The sequence below is a fragment of the Streptomyces sp. NPDC051217 genome, assembly GCF_044455465.1.
GTDB lineage: Bacteria > Actinomycetota > Actinomycetes > Streptomycetales > Streptomycetaceae > Streptomyces.
On sequence record NZ_JBITEV010000013.1, the window covers coordinates 222,356 to 239,444 of the forward strand.

The 17,089-nt window shown below is 66.8% G+C and carries 14 protein-coding genes; 4 read left to right on the forward strand and 10 right to left on the reverse strand.

Features of this window, described 5'->3' with window-relative positions:
• Positions 1-56 precede the first annotated feature (56 nt).
• On the reverse strand, positions 57-866 hold the full coding sequence (locus ACIBBB_RS27000) for a glycerophosphodiester phosphodiesterase (RefSeq protein ID WP_398986331.1): 810 nt from the start codon (positions 864-866) through the stop codon (positions 57-59).
• Between the two features lie 269 nt (positions 867-1,135).
• Between ACIBBB_RS27000 and ACIBBB_RS27005 the strand changes: the two genes are divergently transcribed.
• Both ACIBBB_RS27005 and ACIBBB_RS27010 read left to right on the forward strand, forming a co-directional pair.
• Positions 1,136-2,632, forward strand: coding sequence for a S1C family serine protease (locus tag ACIBBB_RS27005; protein WP_398986333.1), 1,497 nt, complete (start codon positions 1,136-1,138; stop codon positions 2,630-2,632).
• 212 nt (positions 2,633-2,844) lie between these two features.
• Entirely contained in the window at positions 2,845-3,966 is a 1,122-nt protein-coding gene (locus tag ACIBBB_RS27010) for an asparaginase (protein ID WP_398986335.1), read from the forward strand.
• 170 nt (positions 3,967-4,136) lie between these two features.
• On the opposite strand, the gene ACIBBB_RS27015 is transcribed toward ACIBBB_RS27010, so the two are convergent.
• The 4 genes from ACIBBB_RS27015 to ACIBBB_RS27030 form a co-directional block, all read right to left on the reverse strand.
• Complete coding sequence (locus ACIBBB_RS27015) at positions 4,137-4,274, reverse strand: hypothetical protein (protein WP_398986337.1); 138 nt, start codon at positions 4,272-4,274, stop codon at positions 4,137-4,139.
• Between the two features lie 41 nt (positions 4,275-4,315).
• Complete coding sequence (locus tag ACIBBB_RS27020; protein ID WP_398986339.1) at positions 4,316-4,441, reverse strand: hypothetical protein; 126 nt, start codon at positions 4,439-4,441, stop codon at positions 4,316-4,318.
• A 25-nt stretch (positions 4,442-4,466) separates the two neighbouring features.
• Complete coding sequence (locus ACIBBB_RS27025) at positions 4,467-5,105, reverse strand: dihydrofolate reductase family protein (RefSeq protein ID WP_398986341.1); 639 nt, start codon at positions 5,103-5,105, stop codon at positions 4,467-4,469.
• A gap of 200 nt (positions 5,106-5,305) precedes the next feature.
• Positions 5,306-7,072, reverse strand: a complete 1,767-nt coding sequence (locus ACIBBB_RS27030; protein WP_398986343.1) for a hydrogenase maturation protein — start codon at positions 7,070-7,072, stop codon at positions 5,306-5,308.
• Between the two features lie 306 nt (positions 7,073-7,378).
• Between ACIBBB_RS27030 and ACIBBB_RS27035 the strand changes: the two genes are divergently transcribed.
• Positions 7,379-8,989, forward strand: coding sequence for a cytochrome bc complex cytochrome b subunit (locus ACIBBB_RS27035; RefSeq protein WP_398986345.1), 1,611 nt, complete (start codon positions 7,379-7,381; stop codon positions 8,987-8,989).
• A gap of 39 nt (positions 8,990-9,028) precedes the next feature.
• On the opposite strand, the gene ACIBBB_RS27040 is transcribed toward ACIBBB_RS27035, so the two are convergent.
• Positions 9,029-10,519, reverse strand: coding sequence for a family 43 glycosylhydrolase (locus tag ACIBBB_RS27040; RefSeq protein ID WP_398986347.1), 1,491 nt, complete (start codon positions 10,517-10,519; stop codon positions 9,029-9,031).
• Positions 10,520-11,506: 987 nt separating this feature from the next.
• Positions 11,507-12,937, reverse strand: coding sequence for a hypothetical protein (locus tag ACIBBB_RS27045; RefSeq protein WP_398986349.1), 1,431 nt, complete (start codon positions 12,935-12,937; stop codon positions 11,507-11,509).
• Here ACIBBB_RS27045 and ACIBBB_RS27050 point away from each other — a divergent pair.
• A complete protein-coding gene (locus tag ACIBBB_RS27050; RefSeq protein WP_398986351.1) occupies positions 12,936-13,115 on the forward strand; it encodes a hypothetical protein in 180 nt (59 codons plus the stop codon). The genes ACIBBB_RS27045 and ACIBBB_RS27050 overlap by 2 nt on opposite strands.
• 173 nt (positions 13,116-13,288) lie before the next feature.
• On the opposite strand, the gene ACIBBB_RS27055 is transcribed toward ACIBBB_RS27050, so the two are convergent.
• The 3 genes from ACIBBB_RS27055 to ACIBBB_RS27065 form a co-directional block, all read right to left on the reverse strand.
• Positions 13,289-14,680, reverse strand: coding sequence for a tyrosine-type recombinase/integrase (locus ACIBBB_RS27055; RefSeq protein ID WP_398986353.1), 1,392 nt, complete (start codon positions 14,678-14,680; stop codon positions 13,289-13,291).
• The gene (locus tag ACIBBB_RS27060; protein WP_398986355.1) at positions 14,674-14,865 is read right to left on the reverse strand and encodes a helix-turn-helix transcriptional regulator; all 192 of its coding nucleotides are present in this window, start codon (positions 14,863-14,865) and stop codon (positions 14,674-14,676) included. The genes ACIBBB_RS27055 and ACIBBB_RS27060 overlap by 7 nt, the downstream gene beginning before the upstream one ends.
• Before the next feature lie 222 nt (positions 14,866-15,087).
• The gene (locus ACIBBB_RS27065; RefSeq protein WP_398986357.1) at positions 15,088-17,061 is read right to left on the reverse strand and encodes a DUF3987 domain-containing protein; all 1,974 of its coding nucleotides are present in this window, start codon (positions 17,059-17,061) and stop codon (positions 15,088-15,090) included.
• Between the last annotated feature and the right edge of the window lie 28 nt (positions 17,062-17,089).

Below are 17,089 nucleotides of genomic sequence, written 5' to 3' on the forward strand. Positions count from 1 at the left end.
ACCGAACGCGCCGGTGCACTCCAAGTCACCCTCTGTGCACCCTAATCCCCGGCAAATCAGGCAAGGCGCCCCAGTTGGGACAGCACTTGTTTGGGGCGGTTGGTGATGATTGCCTCCACTCCGAGACTCGCGCAGAGTTCGACGTCTTCCGGTTCGTTCACGGTCCACACATGGACACGGTGGCCCGCTCTGTGCAGCCGTTCCACATAGCCCGGCTGATTGCGCACGATGCGGATGCCGGGCCCGGCGATCCGGGCTCCCGCCGGCAGCCGGCCGTCGCGCAGCCGGGGTGAGACGAACTGCATCAGATAGACGGTCGGCAGTTGCGGCGCCGCGTCGGCGATGCGGTGCAGCGAGCGGGCCGAGAAGCTCATGACGCGTACGGGCGACTCCCCGGGGGCCGGACCGTCGAGTCCGAAGCGCGCCAGCATCTGGAGCAGCCGCTCCTCCACCTGTCCGGCCCAGCGGGTGGGATGTTTGGTCTCGATGGCGAGCTCGACGCGCCGGTCGGTGTCGGCGATGAGTTCGAGCAGCCGCTCTAGCGTCAGTACGGAGGTGAGGGAGCGGTCCTTCCAGTCCGGGCTCTCCTCGCTGTCCATCGTCTCCATCCACGAGCCGAAGTCGAGGGTGGCCAGATCGGCGAGCTCCAGTGCGGAGACGGCGCCGCGTCCGTTGGAGGTGCGGTTCACGCGACGGTCGTGTACGCACACGAGGTGCCCGTCGGCGGTCAGCCGTACATCGCATTCCAGTGCGTCGGCGCCGTCCTCGATGGCCTTCTTGTATGCGGCCAGAGTGTGTTCAGGGGCGTCCTCGGAGGCTCCTCGGTGGGCGACGACCTGGATGCTGGGCTGCCGTGCTTGAGTCACCCCGCCATGGTGTCACCGAGACGGGGTAAGCGTGCGGCGGTGCCCCTGCTGGGCCGTACTGCGGATGCGTCCCGTTTGTCCAGTAATAAAGGATGGCGGGGAGACGCACAGGTCCTGCTTACCGTGGCCTGACGTGCTGTGGGAAAAGCTGAGGGCAGAGACGTACGAGAGACATGTACATGCCGAAGTGGTGTGCCGACACCTGAACGCGGCGGAAAACAGCGGAACTCTTGCCGAAGACTGATGCGGAACCTGAGGAGTAAAAGACTGTGAGCACCGAGAACGAGGGCACAGCGGTCCCATCCGCCCCGTCCGTACCTCCCGTGCCGGTTGCCGCTCCCGAGGGCACGCCCGCGTCCGCTCCGGGGGAGTTCACCCACGAGCGGCAGCACGCGGGCCGGGAGGGCTACGCGAGCCAGGGAGGCACCCCTGAGCAGCCGGGCCAGGCCGGTGAGCCCGGTCACGGCTCCGAGCCCACCACCCAGTTGCCCGGAGCCGTACCGGCGTACCACCCCGGCTCGACGGGACCCACCGGCTCGGCCCCCGACGCCGGATGGCCGCCGCCCCCGCCCCCGCCGACCCAGCCTCATTACGGAGGCGGTGGCGGATGGGGCGAGCCGCCCGCGTCCGGCCCCCAGCCGTCGCGTAAGCGCCCCGGCGGGCTGATCGCCGCGGTCCTCGCGTCGGCGCTGGTCGCCGGTGTGGTCGGCGGCGGGATCGGCTTCTGGGCGGCGGACAACAGCGACGACAGCGTCGGCGGCGGATCGACCACGGTCTCCGCGGCCGACCCGGCTCTCAAGCGCGAGGCGGGCAGCACGGCCGCGGTGGCCGGCGAGGCGCTCCCGAGCGTGGTCACCATCACCGCGCAGGCGCAGGGCGGCGACGGCGGTACGGGCACCGGCTTCATCTACGACAAGCAGGGCCACATCCTCACGAACAACCACGTGGTGGCATCGGCCGCCGACGGCGGAGACCTGACGGCGACGTTCTCCAACGGCAAGGAGTACGCGGCGGAGGTCGTCGGCCGCGCCGAGGGTTACGACGTCGCCGTGATGAAGCTGAAGGACCCGCCGTCCGGGCTGAAGCCACTGGCGCTGGGCAACTCGGACAAGGTGGCCGTCGGTGATTCGACGATCGCGATCGGCGCGCCGTTCGGCCTCTCCAACACCGTCACCACCGGCATCATCAGCGCCAAGAACCGCCCGGTGGCCTCCGGCGACGGCACCAGCGACAAGAACTCGTACATGAGCGCCCTCCAGACCGACGCCTCCATCAACCCCGGCAACTCCGGCGGTCCCCTGCTGGACGCGCGGGGCGCTGTGATCGGCATGAACTCCGCCATCCAGCCCACGGGCGGCGGTGGCGGTGGCGGCGCCCAGTCGGGCTCGGTCGGCCTCGGGTTCGCCATCCCGATCAACCAGGCGAGGAACGTCGCGGGGGAGCTGATCAAGACCGGCCAGCCCGTCTACCCGGTCATCGGCGCGACGGTCTCCATGTCGGAGGGCGGCGACGGCGCGACGATCTCGGGCGACGACGCGGGCGGCACCCCGGCGGTCACGCCGGGCGGGCCGGCCGCGAAGGCGGGGCTCAAGTCCGGAGACGTCATCACGAAGTTCAACAACGTGCAGATCGACAGCGGTCCGACGCTGATCAGCGAGATCTGGACGCACAAGCCGGGCGACAAGATCAAGATCACGTATACGCGCGACGGCAAGGGGTCACAGGTCGACGTCACCTTGGGCGAGCGCAAGGGCGACACGCAGTAGGGGCGACACGCAAGGGGAGCGGGCGAAGGGCAGACGGACGGGGGCGCCGGATTGGGGTTCGGCGGCCCCGTCTGTCTGTCTGTCTGTGTGCGGCCGGTCCTCGCCCGTCAGCCGCGAAACGCTGAATTAACCGCGGCGGCCAGGCCGTGAAATATGCCTCGGACACCTTTCTCCCAGATCTGACGTGATGGCCCGTCTGGGAGAGGTACGGCATGCGAGGAATCCTGCGTCGAACCGCGTTGCTGACGGCGGTCGTCGCCCTGACCGCCGGCACAGCCACCGCCGCCGAACAGCACAAGTCCCCCGCCAAGCGCCCCAAGGTGGCGGTCATCGGGACCGGCGGCACGATCGCCGGAGTGAGCGACAGCAGGGTGGACTTCCAGGACTACCAGTCCGGCAAGATCCCCATCGCCGAACTCGTCGGTGACCTCAAACCGGAGGTGAACGAGATCGCCGACGTGTCCACCGTGCAGTTCGGCAACAAGGGATCGGGCAGCTACTCCATAGCCGACTTCCGCGAGTTGAGCCTGGCGGTCGACAAAGCCCTCCGTACGAATGACGCGGCCGTCGTCACCACCGGCACGGACACGATGGAGGAGTTCGCCTACTGGCTCGATCTGACGGTCCGTAGCGACAAGCCGGTGATCCTCACCGGGGCGATGCGCCCGTGGACCGTCCTCGGTACGGACGGCCCCGCGAACCTGTACAACGCGATCCAGCTCGCCGCCAGCCGTAAGACCACCTGCTTCGGCAGCGTCATCATGCTCAACGACGAGATCCAGGCGGCGCGTGAGGTGCGCAAGACGGACGCGCTGCGCATGGACACCTTCAACAGCGGCGCGAGCGGGTCGCTGGGTGTGGTGGACCAGGACCGCGTCCGGATCAACAGGGCGCCCGCGCGCGTCGAGAAGTGCGGCAAGTCAAGTTGGCGTACCCCCTTCGACGTCGGCGGCATCCCGGAGAAGAACCTGCCGAAGGTCGAGATCGCGTACAGCTACCAGGGCGCGGGCGGCGAGGCCGTGAAGGCGTTCGCCGACGCGGGCGCGGACGGCGTCGTCACGGCGGGCACGGGCGCGGGCGGCATCTCGTCCTCGATGTCCGCGGCCCGCGCCGACGCCACCAAGCAGGGCGTGGTGTTCGCGTCCACCACCCGTACGGGCAACGGCGCCGTCTACGACGAGGGAGACGACGGCGCGGTGGTCGGGGCGGCGGACCTCAGCCCGCAGAAGGCCCGCATCCTGCTGCTGCTCTCGCTGGCGAAGACGGACGACGTGGAGAAGATCCGCGGGTGGTTCACGACGCTGGGGACGGCGGAGTTCACCAGCCACGGGTAGTGGGGAGGGGCCGGGGGCGGCCGACGGGCGGGCGTCAGCGCGGGCGGTCGACCTCGGCGAGGCGGTCGGTGAGGAAGGCGCGCTCGGCGTCGTTGCCGGACAGCGCGATGGCCCGCTCGTACGCGACGGCGGCCTCCCCGGCCCGCCCCAGCCGCCGCAGCGGATCGGCTTTAACGGCGGGCAGACAGCGGTGGCCGGCGAGGCGTTGATCCTGTTCGAGGGCCTCGACCTCGGCGGGCGTGGTTGGCGAGGAGCAGCGCCAGGAGCCCCCGTATCTCCCGCTCGTCCGGCAGCAGTTCGTGCAGCATCCGGGCCAGGTCGAGCGCGTGCCCGGCGATGTCGTCCTTGGTCAGCGCGCGGCCGGCGCGGCGATTCGCTCCCCGACGCGCGTGCTGGCCTCCATGACGTCGGGCGGGATGCCGGCGACGCCGCCCGGGGTCTGCTTCCCGTAGATCAGAATCGCGTACTGCGGCATGTCACTCGCCCTTCGCTCCGCCCGCTCACCGTTCGGTCCGCCAACTGTCCGTCTCCGGGCCCATCGCCCCGTACTCGACCTTGCCGCCCCGCGCGTACGTGCTCAAGACGACACCGCTCTCGGACTTGGTGGTGTCGATCAGCTTCAGCCCCGTCGGGACGGTGCCCTTGCCGAAGAGCCGCTTGCCGGAGCCGATGAGCACCGGGAAGACCAGCAGGTGGTACTCGTCCACGAGGTCGTGCTCGATCAGCGTCTGAAGCAGTTCACAGCTCCCGTGCACCTGGATCTCACCGCCGTCGCCCTCCTTGAGCGCGGCGACGGCGTCGGCGACGTCGCCCGTCAGCAGCGTCGAGTTTTGCCACGACACGGAGTCCAGTGTCCTCGAAGCGACGTACTTCGGCATGGTGTTCAGCTTCGACCCGATCGGATCGTCGTCGGCGGCGAGCGGCCAGGCGGCGGCGAAGATCTCGTACGTCCTGCGCCCGAGGAGCAGCGCGTCGGCGCGGCCGACCACGTCGGTCATCCGGTCGAGGAGATCCATCCGGAAGAGCGGCGCGGACCATCCCCCGTGCTCGAATCCGCCGTCGCGATCCTCGTCGCCGCCACCGGGGGCCTGCATGACCCCGTCGAGGGAGAGGAATGTGGTCACCATCAGCTTTCGCATGCGCGTTTCCTTCGCTCGTAAGCTCGCAAGCTCTTCACGTTCGTACGCTTGTGCCGCCCCGGCCGCGGCGGCCTCACTGACAACGGCGAACGGGATCGCCCGCAATCGACAGGGCGAGAGAGACCAAATATTCAGGCGCGGACGCGAGGTGTACGGCGCCGCCCGAGCGACACCAGGAGATGACCGGCGGAATCCCCCGGTCAGCGGCAGTCGGTCCGGAGATGGTCCGGCGTCGACGAGGGCTTCGTCTTCCGTACGAAGGCGGACCGCAGGGCGTGGTACGGAGCGCCGGGATCGAAGAACGTGTCCCGCATCCGGGCCAGTTCCGCTTGCCGGTACGAGCTCAGCGGCGCGACGGCCTCGTCCCGTTCGCGCGCCGCCTTCTTCTCACTGATGCGCTGTTGCGTCCCGGGCGCCGACGCGAGCCGCGAGGCGTGGCGCGCGACCGCGGAGCCGAAGTCCCCGGGCGTGCTGTCGATGACGACGTCCACCAGCCCGATCTCGCGCGCGCGGGCCGCCGTCACCGGGAGGGCACGCCGCGTCAGACGCCCGGCCTCCTCGTTCCCCACCCGGCGGGGCAGCGTGTACGTCCAGTACTCCGACCCGTACAGCCCCATCAGCCGGTAATGCGGGTTGAGTACGGCTCCGGCCCGGCACCAGACCTGGTCCGCGGCCAGGGCCAGCATGGCGCCGCCCGCCGCCGCGTTGCCGCCGAGCGCGCTCACGAGCAGCCGGTCCGTCGTGGTCAGCAGGGCCTCCACGAGGTCGTCCATGGCGTTGATGTTCTCCCAGGACTCCCGCGCGGGGTCGGCGGACGCCTCGATGACGTTCAGATGGATGCCGTTGGAGAAGAAGTCCCGGCCCCCGCCGAAGACCAGCACCGTGGTCGGCCGCGTGCGGGCGAACTCGTACGCCTGGAGCAGGCGCCGGCACTGCCCCGTACTCATCGCACCACCGGAGAAGGCGAACGAAAGGAAGCCGACCGCCCCCTCCTCCCGGTAGCGGATGTCACGCCACGTCCGCCGCCCGGCGGGCAACTCCCAGGGGGCGTCGACCTCGGGCAGCACCGGCATCCGGTCGCCGAGGGCGAGGACGGCCGGCAGCTTGAAGGCGGCCGGGCCGCCGGCCTTCCGGCGGGGTCGCAACTCGGGGATCCACACCGCGCCGTCCACGGTCGCCCGGCAGAGCGCACCGGACCTGGTGGCCAGCAGCTCTCCGGGCTTCCCGCGCAGGGTGTCCTCGGGGTGGCCGCCGTGCAGATACCACTCCTCTTCGAGGAGTACGTCCAATACGCCGGGCTGCGAGTCCGCGCCGCGCAGCTTGCGTACGACGGTCTCGGTCGGGTCCGAGGCCCAGTCGACGCGCCGCAGACTCTGGTCGAAGTAGGGCCGGGCGCGGACCGCCGCGGTGCCTGTCCGGGTGCCTGTCGCGGTGTCCGTCGTGGTGCCTGTCGCGGTGCCCATCGCCGCGACCGAAGCGGTGGTGTCCTGCCGCCGCGGAACGTAGGTCCCGGAGGCGAAGCGCGCCACCGCGAGCAGCACGGCTTCGACGGCGGCGTCGGACACCTCGTTGCGGTAGAGGTCGCTCTTGCCGATCGCCGCCGGCACGTCACACCGGACCGAGGCCCACACGTCCCCGCCGTCCATCTCCGCCGAGGCTTGCAGGACGGTGACGCCCCATTCGGCGGCGCCCGTGTGAAGGGCCCAGTCCAGGGAGGACGGCCCGCGGTCGCCGACCGGTCCCGGATGGACGATCAGACAGACGTGCGCGGACCAGATGTCGGCCGGGATCGCGGTCTTGAGCATGGGGGCGATGACGAGGTCGGGGGCGGTCCGGCGTACGGCTTCGCGCAAGGGCTCGTCACCCAGGGCCAGTTCGACGCCGACGGAGTGCCCGCGGTCCCCGAGCTCGGCGAAGACGCGCTGGGTCAGACTGTTGAACGCACTCGCGACCAGCAGGATGTCCACGACAAGCTCCTTCACGCCGACCGACCGAGGTGGCCGTACGCCACCCGCCGCCGATCATGACCCACCCGCACCGCCGGGCCGGGGAGCCCCGCCCGGACGGTCGCGCACCGTCCGATTCGCCGCCGACCGGCCAAACGGCGGACTGCGACGCCCCCAGCGCGAGCGCCAGGTCCTGTCCCCGCTCCGGAAAGTGCCACGTACTGGTGAAAGCGGTCGCGGCACCCATTGGTCGCAGCCGTACGAGGTATTCATCTTCCCGGGCGAGGACCGCATCGAGTACCCCCCACCGCAAGAGGGGTAAAGAAGATGGTCACCAGGGACCGACCGGCCGAGTCCCCGCAAGGGCGTCAAGAACGTCAAAGGGGAACTGGGGAGAAATTCGCGGACTGGGCGGACGGCCGACTGGGATTCCACAGAGTGGTCAGGGCCACCATGCGGAAGGCTTTCCCGGATCACTGGTCCTTCATGCTGGGGGAAATCTGTCTCTACAGCTTCGTCGTCATCGTCCTCACGGGCGTGTATCTGACTTTCTACTTCCACCCGTCATCGGCACAGGTGACGTACGACGGAAGCTATGCGCCTCTGCGCGGTCAGCTGGTCTCTGAGGCATTCGAATCGACGCTGGACATCTCCTTCGACGTCCGCGGCGGCCTGCTCATCCGACAGGCCCACCACTGGGCGGCGTTGGTTTTCGTCGCCGCCGTGCTGGTGCATATGATGCGCGTTTTCTTCACCGGCGCGTTCCGCAAGCCTCGCGAGGTCAACTGGCTGCTCGGATTCGCGCTGCTGGTCCTCGCCATGTTCGCGGGGCTGACCGGGTACGACCTGCCGGACGATCAACTGTCCGGCACCGGGCTCGCGATCGTGAACGGAACGCTTCTCTCCACGCCGATCGTCGGCTCGTACTTGTCGATGTTTCTCTTCGGCGGGGATTTCCCGGGAAACGATCTGATCGCCCGCTTCAACACCATCCATATCCTGGTGCTCCCTGGCCTCATGGCGGCACTTGTCGTCGCCCACCTGGCCCTTCTGCTCTACCACAAGCACACGCAGTACGCCGGACCCGGCCGCACGAGGAACAATGTGGTCGGTCTGCCTGTTCAGGTATATGCCGTGAAGTCGGCGGGGTATTTCTTCATGGTCACCGGCGTGATCTTCATTGCCGCGGCCATCGCGCAGATCAACCCCATCTGGGCCTATGGCCCTTACCGGCCCGACCAGGTCTCGGCGGGGTCGCAACCCGACTGGTACATGGGTGTCGCCGACGGCCTTCTCCGCGTCATGCCCGGCTGGGAGATCAATTACTGGGGCCACACCCTGGCCCTCGACAACTTCCTCCCCTTGCTGGTCGGCGTGGGCCTTTTCCTGGCCATGGCCGTCTACCCCTTCATCGAAGCCTGGGTCACCGGCGACGACCGGGAACAGAACCTTCTCGACAGACCCCGCGACCGCCCGGTCCGCACCGGGCTGGGCGTCGCGTGGCTGAGCGTGTACCTGGTGGCACTTCTCGGCGCCGCGAACGACCTGATCGCCACGCATTTCCATCTCTCCGTCAACACGGTGACGTGGGCGGTCCGGTTCGGCCTGTTCGTGGTCCCGCTGGTCACCTACGTGTTCGCGAAGCGCTGCGCCCTCGGCCTCCAGCGCCGCGACCGCGAAAAGGTGCTGCACGGCCGCGAGACGGGCGTCATCAAGCGCCTCTCGTACGGCGAGTTCGTCGAGGTGCATGAACCACTCACCCCGGAACAACTGCACACGCTCACGGCCCACGAACAGTATGAGCCCCTCCCTCCGGACAGCGACCGCGGCTGGACCCGACGCCTGCGCGTCAGACTCAGCCGCGGCTACTACGGCGCCGAGGCGCAGATCGCCAAACCCACGGCCAGCGAATACGAGGAGATCACCAGCGGACACTGACGTTGCGGCCTGGGGCGTCGTGGCCCAGGGGGTCGGGGCTCAGCCGGCCTTGTCGACAGAGACGTTGTCGAAGGCCGCGGCGGTGTTGAAGACCCGTACTCCGTTGGCTCCGCTGCTGTACGTGGCATCGGTCACCGAGATTTTCGGCCTGGCCATGTCGTCGACGTACACCTTGATCGCGGAGCCGACGGCCGAGATTCTCACGCGGTGGGACGAGCCGGCGGCGCTGGACATCCGGGCGGACCCCAACTCCGTCCAGGAGTCGTTCACCCGGCCGAGTACCACCTTGCCGGCCGGGCTGATGCCCGCGTAGTAGCCGGTGTAGCTGTCGACGCCGGCCGACGGGCGTGTCGCGCGGAAGATCAGGCCCGCGTCGCCGCGCCCCGAGGTGACCTCGACGTCGGCGTCGTAGGTGAAGTCGGCGAAGTTCGTGTCGAGCAGTGCCTTACCACCTGCGGAAGCAGCCGCTCGGTAGCGTCCGCCGTCGACCGACCATGACCCTCCGTAGGTCTTCCAGCCCAGGGCGTTGTCGTCGGCGAAGGTGTCCTTGACCTGCATCGTGACGGGCTCGATCGTGCCGTCGGAGTTGAAGTACATCCGGTCGTAGGCGAGTTGGCGGTTGTTTCCGGCGGTCTCGCTGAGTGGCCTGCGGTGATAGACGATGTACCAGATGTCCGTGCCGGGCACGTTGACCACGGAGTTGTGGCCGGAGCCCTTGGCCACGGCGGGGTCTTGGGCGAGCACCTTCTCGATCTTCGCGAAGGGGCCGGTCGGTGAGTCGGACATGGCGTACGAGACCGAGTAGTCCGGGCCGGTCCATCCTCCCTCGGACCACATCAGGTAGTACTTGCCGTCGCGCTTGAACATCTGCGAGCCCTCGACGTAGTCGGCGGGCGTGATCTCCTTGTACGTACTGCCGTCGGCGAATGTGCCGAGGCTGGTCATGTCGTCGTTGAGCTTGACGACGTTCGCGTGTCCCCAGCCTCCGTAGTACATGTAGGCCTGACCGTCGTCGTCGATGAAGACGTCCTGGTCGATGGGCTGGGCGCCGTTGTGGAACTGTCCGATCAGCGGGTGGCCGAGGGCGTCGGCGTACGGCCCCTCCGGCTTGTCCGCGACGGCGACGCCGATACCGCCGAGGCTGTCGTCGCTCTGGATGTCGTTGGCCGCGAAGAACAGGTAGTACTTGCCGTCGCGCTCGACCGGCGCGGGCGCCCACACGGCGTACTCGGCCCAGGAGATGTCGGCGGTGGTCAGCACGTTCTCGTGCTTGGTCCAATTGACCATGTCGGTCGAGGAGAAGGCGTCGAGGTAGGTCTGCTCCGCGTATGTCTTCGACGTGGTGGGATACACCCAGTAGGTGTCGTCGTACACGGCGATGTCAGGATCGGCGTACCAGCCGTCGACGAACGGATTGCCCGCACCGACGACGTGCCGGCCGGGCACCGCGACGGCGGCGCCGGGCGAGAACATGGCGACCAGGCAGCCCGCGAGCAGTGCGGCTACGGCCTTTGCGTGGACTCTGAGCATTCGAGCGTTCATCGTCGGCAGCTCCGCATGTGGGGGTCGGCAGCACGAACACCGGTCTCGCAAGAACATTCCCGCACAGTAAGTAACAGGAACGTACACGTTCCATCAATGCTGCCCGCCCATCTGAGGAGCCGTCAATACCCACGCCACCTCGCCGGGGCCGCACCTCAGGCCCGACGGAACGGGTTCGGCCGGGGCCTGTTGCTCGTCTGTCGGTCACGGTCTCCAGGAGATGAGCAGGGTAAGCGGCCCGCAGGCACGTTCCGACGGAGGCCATGCCCACCCCCTGCCCAGGAATGAGCACCGCGGAGCCGCAGCCGGTAGGCTGTAGCCGCTCCGTCGCTGGTGGGCGGGGCGTGGGTGGGTTGCCCGAGCGGCCAAAGGGAACGGTCTTGAAATCCGCGATCGGCTCGGCGTTCGAATCTGAACCCGCATCACAGACCTTTCGCAGCTCACGAAGCTGCACGTGAGAGGGGCTGCCGTACCCCTCGGCTGCCCCTCCGCTACGTCCACTTGTCTCACCCTGCGCCACCTGATCTCGATGTGGATCAGTGCGTGTGGCCAACCTGTGGTCAGGTCTTGCTAGCTGGCACTTCAGCCATGTATCCACGCACGCGACGCACGATGCAGTTCTCCACTTTTTCAAGGCGCCTCGCTCCGCTCACCACATAGACCTGTGGCCCAGGGCGCCGCCCGCACTACTGTCACCACCCCGCATTAGCCGAGCCAGGGCCCTTTCCCTGCGTCCAATCAATCATCGTACGCCAGAAAATCACTACGTCGCCGTTGGGGACGGCCACGCCACGGTTGAAGCCGGCACCGTGAGATGAGCTTTCAAGGTGGGGTCCACATCTAGCTGCTATGGGAAATCCCAGAGATGCCCGAGCCATGTTAAGGGGGGGCGATTTCTCGCCCCTTGCCAACCATTGTCTAAATCTTCTCCGCCGATTCCCTAGCCCGCCGGCGCTTGGGCCTGTGTAATCGCGCTTATTTACTTTCTGAATCATCGGGCGAGTCGCCGAATAGCTTGGGCAGTTCATTCCAGCCGGAGAGGACGCCTACTGTTTGAATTATTTTCTGGGCAATAGAGTCGGCTTGATCTGGATTCTCCATGCAGTGACGCACCATTGCGAGCAATTGAATTCCGCTGATGAGGCAATGCTCGCGACGCTCGCTAAAACTAATCATCTGGGCGGGGAAGGCTGGTTCGGTCCTCAGGTCCGGGGCAAGGTCCCTCCAAGCATTGACTACGAGAATTCCCTTTACTTTTGGGGTGCCTTCGGCTATTTCTCCGGATACCCACTTCTCTAGTTGTGCAGCGTTTCTTTCCCCCGCGCTTTTCGAAAGTCCCTTAACTTCTACTGCGGCTCGACACTCATTTCTGGTCATGATGATGTCGGCTCGCCCTTCTGGGCCAGGATGCGCATCGAAGCCAAGCAGTCTGAACGCCGCAATCGCTTGCTGTTCTAGCGGGGTGCCTTGAGAGTAAACCAGACGCTTCCATTCTCTAGCGATTCGTTGAGTGTTTTCCAACTCCTCCATCTCGCTTGCAAGTTGAGCCATTTTCCCTTTAATCTCTGAAAGTGTTAGGGCACTCCTTCTTTCCTCTTGGAACTGGAAACGCTGCAACCACGGGGGCGCAACATCTCCAGACTCGGATCGAAGCGATCTAACCCACGTCAACAGATCAACTGATGCTGGATCGTATTCTTCAGGCACCTCGATTTCCGTGTCAGGGTTTTCGTCAATCTTGAGGTCTCCCTGCGAGACGTCCTGGGTTTCGCGCACCTCTTCAAAGTCGGGCCCGTCCATATCGGGCAGAAGGATAAGCATTCCGTTCGCATTATTTCGTTTTTGGGCGGCGATGCATTTACCTGTTCCTTCGACCACGGCAATGGTTTCTCCTGGAAATTCATCCAGGACGGCCCGGTATGACCAGCGATCTCTATGGGTTCTCCATAGAGCCCGAAAGGTGTCATGCTTCGGGGAAACCCCCCGACCCTGGCCCGCCGATGCTTGGATCTTGTACGGAATAACCTTCTCCTGGAGGTCCAAAACTTCGAGGAGTACGGTTACTTGTTGATTTCGTCCTGTCCCACTCTTATCCCTTTTTCCTGTGTCGAAATAAAACTGTTGAGGTGGGGCCATGAATACGACGATAGTTCGACCCATGTTCAAAAATTCTTGGAATTCTTTCCTTCGTCTTAGGATGTCTTGAAGGACTCTTACGGAGTCATGGCTGTCGAGTCGAGGTGATCCTTTATAGTATGGCTTTCCGGGCTCCAGAGAGTAAGTTTGCAGCGTATTTGCTGGATCCCAAAATGCGATGTCGTATTCGAAAATAGAATCGTGCGAGCTGAAGTTGCTGTGCTCGACGTCGGGTGCATCGATGAACACATCTAGTGTGATGGCGCGCATGGCCACAATTCTGCGTCAAGTGGATCCGCAGCAACAGAGCTTCGCCGTGACTTCGAGAACCTGGTACGAAGCGGTAGCGGCGAGACTTCTGCTGTCGGGCGGGTTGGTGGATGAGGAGGCCGGCGGCAAACTGCTGATTGAAGTGCGTGCTCTCGCGGCACGGCTGGTTGATCGCTAAACGTCGTGACCGGTCGGAGTACGCAGCAGCCCCGGCCGGTCACACCAGTGTCGTTGCTGATGGGACGAAGAGGTGCAGATCGTTGTGCCGCTGGCCGCACCGACCGTGTCACGGACCTGCTGGCCGTAGGCACGGTCGGACTGCTGGTCAGGGGCTTTGTTTGCTCGCGTTGCTCAGACTCGAGGCTCCTCCAACGCGACGTCGATCAGGTCGTTGGCGTGGTGTTGTTGGCCTGCCAGGACCTTCGCGTAGAAGCGCCAAAGCACTGCCAGGCTGTGGCCCGCGCGGCGGGCCACCTCTACCGGGTCTACGCCTGCCTTGATCGACAGGGAGATGCCAGCGTGCCTGAGCGAGTATGGGACTTCGGCGAGCGGGGTGTTCACGTCCTCCTCGGAGAGCGCCTTCCTGCGAGCCTCCTTCCAGACGCCCGTGTACTCGGTGGAGCGGACCCGTCCGCCGCGGACCGCTCGGAAGAGCCTTCCGTCCGGTGTCGTTCCGTACGTGGCGAGGTGGTTCCGAAGCGACTGGACGAGAACCGGAGGGATCGGGACGCCCCTTGTTGCTCGGCGTGCTCGGCGCTTCAAGCCGCGTTGTTCGTAAGGCTTTCCGTCGTCCGTCCAGCCCGATCCCACCTCCGGGCGGCTGCCGGCGAGGATGAGTTCTCCCCATCCCGTCGCAGGCAGGCGGCAGTCTTGTTCTCGGAGGTCCGCCGCCTCTGAGGGCCGTGTGGTGGCGTAGTAAAGGGAGCCGAAGAACGCGTGCAGATGCTCGCCACGAGGGCCTTGGGCTTGCACCGCGTCCAGGAGTTCGCGGGCCAGCCTCGGGCCCGGCACGTAGCGGAAGTCCACTTCGTCGTCAGTCTGGGGCGGTGACCAGTCGATGCGTGTGAGTGGGTTGACCGTGAGCAGATCGCGTTCCACGGCGTAGCGCAGCGAGTTACTGAAGACAGTGAGCTTGCGGTTCACGGTGTTGTCCGCCGCGCGCCTCCCGTCCAGCCTGCGTGAGAGTGCTTCGAGGGCCGGTCGCAGGTTGTCGGACTGCGACAGGTCCCTCACCTTGAGCGAGTTGTCCGCTGCCCAGGCCAGTGCCTTTACGATGTCCGCAGGCGGTTCGAGAACATCCCTTCGTGGGGCCCACTGGTCCTGGTCGTCCTTGACCATCTGGAATGCCCAGGTGCGGAGTGCCAAACGAAGTACGGCGCGGTTGGGCATTCCTCGGCGGCTGTGGACGAGCACGGGCGTGATGCAGGCCAGCGCCTCCGCGATTCCTGCCCGGTGCTTGGCTGACGCCTTGGGCCACTTCATGAGTGCGTACGCGCTCGCGTGGTCGAACCAGGTGGGCGAGTTCGCTTCCCGTAGCTCGGAGGCTGGCAGACCCGTCTCTGTGTCGAACTGCTCGCCGTTCCGTTGGGCCGACATGAGTTCCGAGCGGCGGCCGTCGGCGAGGGTTTTGGTGGCGAACGGCTGTTGATGCTTCGACTCCCCAACCCGCCAACGAAGTTGGAAGGGAGCGCTCTTGCTCGGGCGACTCCGCACGCCCCAGATTCGTACGTCGAAAGTCAGCATGCGGGCGCCTCCTCGTGGTCGTTGAGCCAGGCTTCGAAGTCAGAGCGGCGGAAGCGGAGCTGACCGTTGGGGAGCCTGATGCACTTGGGCGCCTGGCCGCGGGCGCGCATGCGGTAGAAGGCGGCGCGGGAGATGTCGAGTTCGTCCAGGAGGTCAGAGAGCTTGAGGTGAGGCTCGCGGCGCAAGGTGGTCAGTCCCCCTTCGTGCCGTGGCTGGCGCGGTCTGCGGGTGGGGTGGGACGCGTCAGCAACGTCAGCGGAATTCGTTGAACTGCGGTTTTGCTGGGGTGCGGGGTGTCAGCGCGTGTCAGCAACAGGGTGGGATGTCGCTGACCGGGCTGACGGGCGCTGACCGCGTGTTCGCCGGTGTCTGTGCTGGCCAGCGGACTGCGCTGACGCTGCTGACGGTCAGCGGGCATCGGCGCTGCCCTCCTGGAGTGAGGGGTGGACGCGGTACGTCGCCGAGGCGGGTTGCCCCACGCGACCGGTGCGGTGCGGCTCGTCCGTTCGGAGGTAGCCGTGCGCTTCGAGCAGGGACAGCGCCGGTTCGACCTGGGCGACGCTGCGGAAGCGGCGGGAGGCGGCGACCGCGTCTCGGCGCTTGATGGCCGTGCGCCAGGTGCCGTTCGTCCTGGGACGCCGTAGCCAGTCGAGAATTGTCTGGGCGGCGTCGGTGGCCGGGTCGGAGGCGATCAGGTCGAAGACGGCCAAGGCATGCTGCGTGTAGTACGCGGTGATCTCCGCTGCCCGGTCGATTGTCGTCTCCCCGACAGGCCGGCCCCAGCCGTCGCTCGCAACGCGGTCCGAGAGGTGGAGAAGCAGGGCGACGCGCGCCGTGTGGCCGACGAGCTTGCCCGCCCAGTCCGGGAGATGGGCGAGTGGCTGGTCAGGGCGGAGCGACGCTTCGAGCTTGTCCTGGAGGGCTTCGACAGCTCGGTCCGCCGACGGCGTGAGAGTGACGGTGACCGGCTCCGGCAGGGCGTAGAACGTGAGTAGGAGTCGGGTCAGTCGGCCGTGGTATCGCTGCGCGACCTGTGCGGGCACAGGTGCCGTGCGGGTTTTGCGGTAGCCGAGGTTCGAGGGCGGCAGCGCGTACAGGAAACGGGCGAGCAGTCCTCGGTCGCGGGCGCCCGGAGTGCTGGCGAGGTCTTGCAGCACTGCCGGTTGCGGCGTGATGCCGATGGTGAGCGCGGGCTTGTCGATGCTGGGCTGTTCGCGGGTGATGCGGTCCGTCTGCAACCGCTCGCCCTTGTGCGCCTGGAGGAAGACGCCGAGGTTCGGCTTGGCGCTGTAGCGGCCGGCGATGATGTCGAAGAGGTCGCCCTCGGGCGACAGGGCCGCTAGACAGCGGTGCACCGCGAGTTGCTGGGCGAGCGGTTCCGGCGTGATGTCGCCGGAGACGGTCAGGCGGGGCCGCGGCGGTACGCGGATTTCCTCGGCGAGGAGTTTCGCGGCGGAGGCCTCGGCGACGAGCGCAGCGCGGTCGATCGAGTCGCCGGGCTTACGGGCCTTCGCCATGAGCCCTTCGGCCTCGGCGAGCGCCGCCTCTTTCGCGGTCTCGGCCTCGATGATCGAGGCGCGTGACTCCTCCTGTAGCTGGCGCTCGACGTCGTAAATCGGTTCGGTCATCGCGGCGAAGACGTCCGACTTACGGGACGCCGGGGGCATCGCGCAGACGAGGTAGAGATTCGACTGCTCGCGCCAACCGGGCCGTACCTCCACCTGGACGCGCCCGCCGGCCGCCGTGGCGACGGCCGCGAGCGCCATCGTGGCCGCGAGATCCGGCGGCGTCTGCGTGAACTCGGCGACAGCGGCCACGTGTTCGGCGACCCACGGCGTCAGCGCGTCGACGGGGAACGTGGGCAGCGGTGCGTGAGTACCGAGGGGGATCGGGTCGGGCCAACGTTCGGCGCCGCCGATGGTGGCCAGCTCGGCTGTGGCGTGGGCGGCGAGTTGTTCGGTGTCGGTTACGCCGTGACGGCTCTGCGCGATCAGGCGCGTTCCGGTTTCGATCAAGCGCCGCTGCTTGGCCATGCCCGCGACGATCTGCGCGTAGTACGAGCCATTCGCCGCGGTGGGCGTGGCCTGCACGAGGGTGTGCAAGTAGCTGGCGCCGCCGACACGTTCAAGGTCACCGGACTCGCGCAGGTGGGCTGCCAGGGTGATGGGGTCGACGGGCAGTTCCGCGATGTGCATCGTCGTGATCGCCGCGTGGATGGTCCCGTGCGCGGGACGGTAGTAGTCGTACGCGGCGACCAGCGCGGAGACTTCACCGATCGCCATGCGCGACAGCAACATCGCCCCGAGCGCTGCCTGTTCGGCTTCCTGGTCGTTCGGCGGTGCGGTGCTCGGGTCCTCTTGATCGGGGAACTTGCTGATCACAGTGCGGCCCCTCGGGCGGTGGTGCTGT